Below are 4361 nucleotides of genomic sequence, written 5' to 3' on the forward strand. Positions count from 1 at the left end.
GTCCAATGCCTCAAACCAGAGAGCATATCCTTTTAGGTCGTCAGGTAGGTATTCCAAGAATCGTTGTTTTCTTGAATAAAGTAGACATGGTTGATGATGATGAATTATTAGAGCTTGTTGAAATGGAAGTAAGAGAGCTTCTGTCTTTCTACGAGTACGATGGTGATAATGGACCAGTTATTTCCGGATCGGCTTTAGGCGCCTTAAATGGAGAGCAAAAGTGGGTAGATACGGTTATGGAATTAATGACTGCCGTTGATGAATGGATTGAATTGCCAAAAAGAGATGTTGAAAAAGATTTCTTAATGCCTGTTGAAGATGTGTTTACAATTACCGGTCGTGGTACTGTTGCAACCGGTCGTATTGAAACTGGAATAGCTAATACTGGTGATCCTGTGGATATTATTGGAATGGGTGCTGAAAAATTAACATCTACAGTTACCGGGGTTGAGATGTTCCGTAAAATTTTAGATAGAGGAGAAGCTGGTGATAACGTAGGTATCTTATTAAGAGGTATTGAAAAATCGCAAATTAGCAGAGGAATGGTTATTTGCAAGCCAGGTTCTGTTAAGCCACATGCTAAATTTGAAGCTGAGGTATATATCCTTAAAAAAGAAGAAGGTGGTCGTCATACACCATTCCACAACAATTACCGTCCACAGTTCTATGTTAGAACAACGGATGTTACTGGAACAATAAATCTTCCAAGTGGTGTTGAAATGGTAATGCCTGGTGATAACGTAACTATTACTGTAGACCTTATCCAGCCTATCGCATTAAGCGAAGGACTTCGATTTGCAATCCGAGAGGGTGGTAGAACGGTTGGTGCCGGTCAGGTAACTAAGATTATAGATTAATCACTATATAATATTTTGCGCTAAGGGTGTCCCGTTTTGGCGGGATACCTTTCAGTGTAAATATAAACGGGTGTAGCTCAGTTGGTAGAGCACTGGTCTCCAAAACCAGGTGTCGGGAGTTCGAGCCTCTCCTCCCGTGCAGAGCAGAAATAGGATTGTATAGAGATGGATATAAGAATTGGGTCTTATTTTGAGGCCGAGTAATAGAGTTTAAAAATTGCATTCTTAATAAGGAATAAAATAATAGGTATGTTAACTTATATAAAGGAGTCCATAGAAGAATTAAGACATAATGTTACGTTACCATCAAGGGCAGAATCGTCTAACCTTATGGTTATTGTTGCTGTGTTTTCTATATTGTTTGCTTTGGCAACTTGGGGTGTAGATACCGTATTCAGCAAATTTATTCAACTTTACTTTAACACCTTAATTAATTAAGTTTGAGACCTATGTCTGAAGTATTAGAAAAGAAATGGTATGTAGTAAGAGCTGTCAGTGGTCAGGAGAATAAGATCAAGGGCTATATAGAAAGTGAAGTGGAACGTCATGGATTTGCTGATTATCTGGAAGATGTGTTGGTTCCAACTGAGAAAGTTGTACAGATAAGAAATGGGAAAAAGATAAACAAAGAGAGGGTTTATTTTCCAGGATATATAATGATCAAAGCTAATTTGGGTGGAGAAATGATTCATATTATCCGCTCTATTACAAATGTCATTGGCTTTTTGGGTGAGACAAAAGGTGGTGATCCTGTTCCTTTGAGAAAGGCTGAAGTAAACAGAATGTTAGGCAAAGTAGATGAATTGGCAATAAATACAGACAGTGTTGCCATACCATTTATCCTTGGAGAAACTGTTAAGGTAATAGATGGACCTTTTAATGGATTTAATGGGACGGTCGAAAAGATTAATGAGGAGAAGAGAAAATTAGAAGTAATGGTGAAAATTTTCGGCAGAAAAACACCATTGGAATTAAGTTACATGCAAGTAGAAAAAGTATAGAAAATTGTTACATATATATATAAAAGTTGTGTTGCTTCCAAATTATAACACGCTTTAAATTTAATTTAAAACAATGGCAAAAGAAGTAAGTAAAGTAGTTAAACTACAAGTTAGGGGAGGTGTTGCGAATCCGTCGCCACCGGTTGGACCCGCTTTAGGTGCTGCCGGCGTTAACATCATGGAGTTCTGTAAGCAGTTTAATGCGCGTACACAGGACAAACAAGGCAAAATTCTGCCTGTTGTTATCACCGTGTATAAGGACAAGTCATTTGAATTTGTTGTTAAAACACCACCAGCGGCAGTGCAACTTTTGGAAGCGGCTAAGATAAAAAAAGGATCTGGCGAGCCTAACCGAGTAAAATCAGGGAATGTTTCATGGGATCAGGTGAAGAATATTGCAGAGGACAAAATGGTTGACCTTAATGCATTTACCGTAGAATCCGCAATGTCTATGGTAGCAGGTACTGCAAGATCTATGGGATTGAAAGTTTCAGGGAAAAGACCTTTTTAAAATCTTAAAAGCAATTTTAACATGGCAAAATTAACTAAAAAGCAAAAAGAAGCATACGCCAAAATAGAGAAAGATAAACTTTATACGGTTGAAGAAGCTTCTGCGCTTGTAAAAGAGATAACCAATACAAAGTTTGATGCGAGCATCGACCTTGCAATTAGGTTAGGAGTAGATCCGCGTAAAGCCAATCAAATGGTACGTGGTGTTGTGACATTGCCTCATGGTACCGGTAAAGATGTAAAAGTCCTTGCTTTGGTAACACCAGATAAGGAAGCCGAAGCTAAGGAAGCTGGAGCAGATTTTATTGGTTTGGATGAGTATTTGGATAAAATAAAAGGCGGTTGGACAGATGTAGATGTAATAATCACAATGCCAAGTGTTATGGGTAAATTAGGACCCTTAGGACGAGTTTTAGGTCCTAGAGGATTAATGCCCAATCCAAAAACAGGCACGGTAACAATGGATGTTGCTAAGGCAGTATCTGAAGTAAAAGCTGGTAAAATAGATTTTAAAGTAGACAAATCCGGCATTGTGCATGCGGCCATAGGAAAGGCCTCCTTTTCTTCGGATAAAATAGCTGGTAACGCCCAGGAATTACTGGATACTTTAAATAAGTTAAAACCGGCTGGAGCAAAAGGGATATACATGAAGAGTATATATATGTCTAGTACTATGAGTCCTAGTCTCCAATTAGATCCTAAAGCAGTTTAACTGTAAACGTTTTAAAATCATGACAAGAGAAGAAAAAGCAACCGTTATAGAAGATTTGACGGCTCAGTTAGCTGATAATTCAACGATTTATTTGGCAGATATTTCCGGATTGGATGCCTTGGCAACCTCTGCATTAAGAAGAGCTTGCTTTAAAGCAAACATAAAATTGTCTGTAGTAAAAAATACTTTACTGGCAAAGGCAATGGAAGCTTCCGAAAAGGAATTCGGTGAATTACCTGAAACATTAAAAGGAAATACTTCTTTAATGTTTTCAGAAACCGGTAATGGGCCCGCAAAACTTATTAAAGGTTTTCGTAAAAAATCAGACAAACCATTATTAAAAGGCGCTTTTGTAGAAGAAGCGATTTATGTTGGTGATGAAAATTTGGATACTTTGGTAAATATTAAATCCAAAGAGGAGATGATAGGCGAAATTATTAGTCTATTACAGTCCCCGGCCAAAAATGTTATTTCTGGATTAAAATCCGGAGGTGGAAAACTGGCAGGAATCCTTAAAACATTATCTGAAAAATAACTAATACGCACTAAAAACTAGAATAATTTAAGAATTTTATTAAACGATAGAAAAATGGCAGATTTAAAAGATTTCGCAGAACAATTGGTTAGCTTAACCGTAAAAGAGGTAAACGAGTTAGCTGATATATTAAAAGATGAGTATGGCATAGAGCCTGCTGCTGCGGCTGTTGCAGTTGCTGCAGGTGGAGCCGCTGGAGGTGACGCTGAAGAAGTTGAAGAAAAAACAGAATTTGATGTTATTTTAACAGCTGCTGGTGGTTCTAAATTGGCTGTGGTTAAATTGGTTAAAGAATTAACCGGCCTTGGATTAAAAGATGCTAAGGATATCGTTGATAGCGCACCCAAAGCTGTAAAAGAAGGTGTGTCTAAAGACGAAGCTGAAGGAATCAAAAAATAATTGGAAGAAGCTGGAGCAGAAGTTGAGCTTAAATAATAGCAAAGACCATATGGTTTTGGTTTAGGTCTTTCCGCCTGTTTGGTGGCTAGACCTAAACCCTTTTATATATAGTATATGATGTAATATACTACCCATTTTAGGTATTCACGTTCAAAATTTTGTCCATTGATGTTCACAAAACAGACTGAAAGAGTAAACTTCGCATCCGCTAAGAACATTCCGAACTATCCGGATTTCTTGGACATTCAGATTAAATCATTTCAAGATTTTTTTCAACTTGAAACAAAATCTGACGAAAGGGGCAATGAGGGTTTGTACAACACCTTCATGGAAAACTTTCCAATAAC

General features: G+C 37.6%; 7 protein-coding genes and 1 tRNA gene. All 8 read left to right on the forward strand.

Annotation, left to right across the window (positions count from 1 at the left end):
- The coding region (locus WBN20_RS05910; RefSeq protein ID WP_424281056.1) for an elongation factor Tu at positions 1 to 857 on the forward strand (857 nt) is incomplete at its 5' end.
- A gap of 66 nt (positions 858 to 923) precedes the next feature.
- Positions 924 to 996, forward strand: a tRNA-Trp gene (locus tag WBN20_RS05915).
- A gap of 110 nt (positions 997 to 1106) precedes the next feature.
- Entirely contained in the window at positions 1107 to 1295 is a 189-nt protein-coding gene (gene secE, locus WBN20_RS05920) for a preprotein translocase subunit SecE (RefSeq protein ID WP_297706584.1), read from the forward strand.
- Between the two features lie 11 nt (positions 1296 to 1306).
- Positions 1307 to 1858: a transcription termination/antitermination protein NusG gene (gene nusG / locus WBN20_RS05925; RefSeq protein WP_348136828.1), complete on the forward strand. Its 552-nt coding sequence runs from the start codon at positions 1307 to 1309 to the stop codon at positions 1856 to 1858.
- Between the two features lie 73 nt (positions 1859 to 1931).
- The gene (gene rplK / locus WBN20_RS05930; protein WP_348136826.1) at positions 1932 to 2369 is read left to right on the forward strand and encodes a 50S ribosomal protein L11; all 438 of its coding nucleotides are present in this window, start codon (positions 1932 to 1934) and stop codon (positions 2367 to 2369) included.
- Positions 2370 to 2390: 21 nt separating this feature from the next.
- A complete protein-coding gene (gene rplA / locus WBN20_RS05935) occupies positions 2391 to 3080 on the forward strand; it encodes a 50S ribosomal protein L1 (protein WP_424281057.1) in 690 nt (229 codons plus the stop codon).
- A 19-nt stretch (positions 3081 to 3099) separates the two neighbouring features.
- Entirely contained in the window at positions 3100 to 3615 is a 516-nt protein-coding gene (gene rplJ, locus WBN20_RS05940; protein ID WP_424281058.1) for a 50S ribosomal protein L10, read from the forward strand.
- Positions 3616 to 3669: 54 nt separating this feature from the next.
- Positions 3670 to 4014, forward strand: a complete 345-nt coding sequence (rplL, locus tag WBN20_RS05945) for a 50S ribosomal protein L7/L12 (RefSeq protein ID WP_424281059.1) — start codon at positions 3670 to 3672, stop codon at positions 4012 to 4014.
- Positions 4015 to 4361 lie beyond the last annotated feature (347 nt).

Source organism: Eudoraea sp., from assembly GCF_049665975.1.
Lineage (GTDB): Bacteria > Bacteroidota > Bacteroidia > Flavobacteriales > Flavobacteriaceae > Eudoraea.

Coding starts and splice junctions, on each gene's coding strand:
- nusG (WP_348136828.1), top strand. CDS start 1,307: ATGTCTGAAGTATTAGAAAAGAAATGGTATGTAGTAAGAGCTGTCAGT.
- rplK (WP_348136826.1), top strand. CDS start 1,932: ATGGCAAAAGAAGTAAGTAAAGTAGTTAAACTACAAGTTAGGGGAGGT.
- rplJ (WP_424281058.1), top strand. CDS start 3,100: ATGACAAGAGAAGAAAAAGCAACCGTTATAGAAGATTTGACGGCTCAG.
- rplA (WP_424281057.1), top strand. CDS start 2,391: ATGGCAAAATTAACTAAAAAGCAAAAAGAAGCATACGCCAAAATAGAG.
- secE (WP_297706584.1), top strand. CDS start 1,107: ATGTTAACTTATATAAAGGAGTCCATAGAAGAATTAAGACATAATGTT.
- rplL (WP_424281059.1), top strand. CDS start 3,670: ATGGCAGATTTAAAAGATTTCGCAGAACAATTGGTTAGCTTAACCGTA.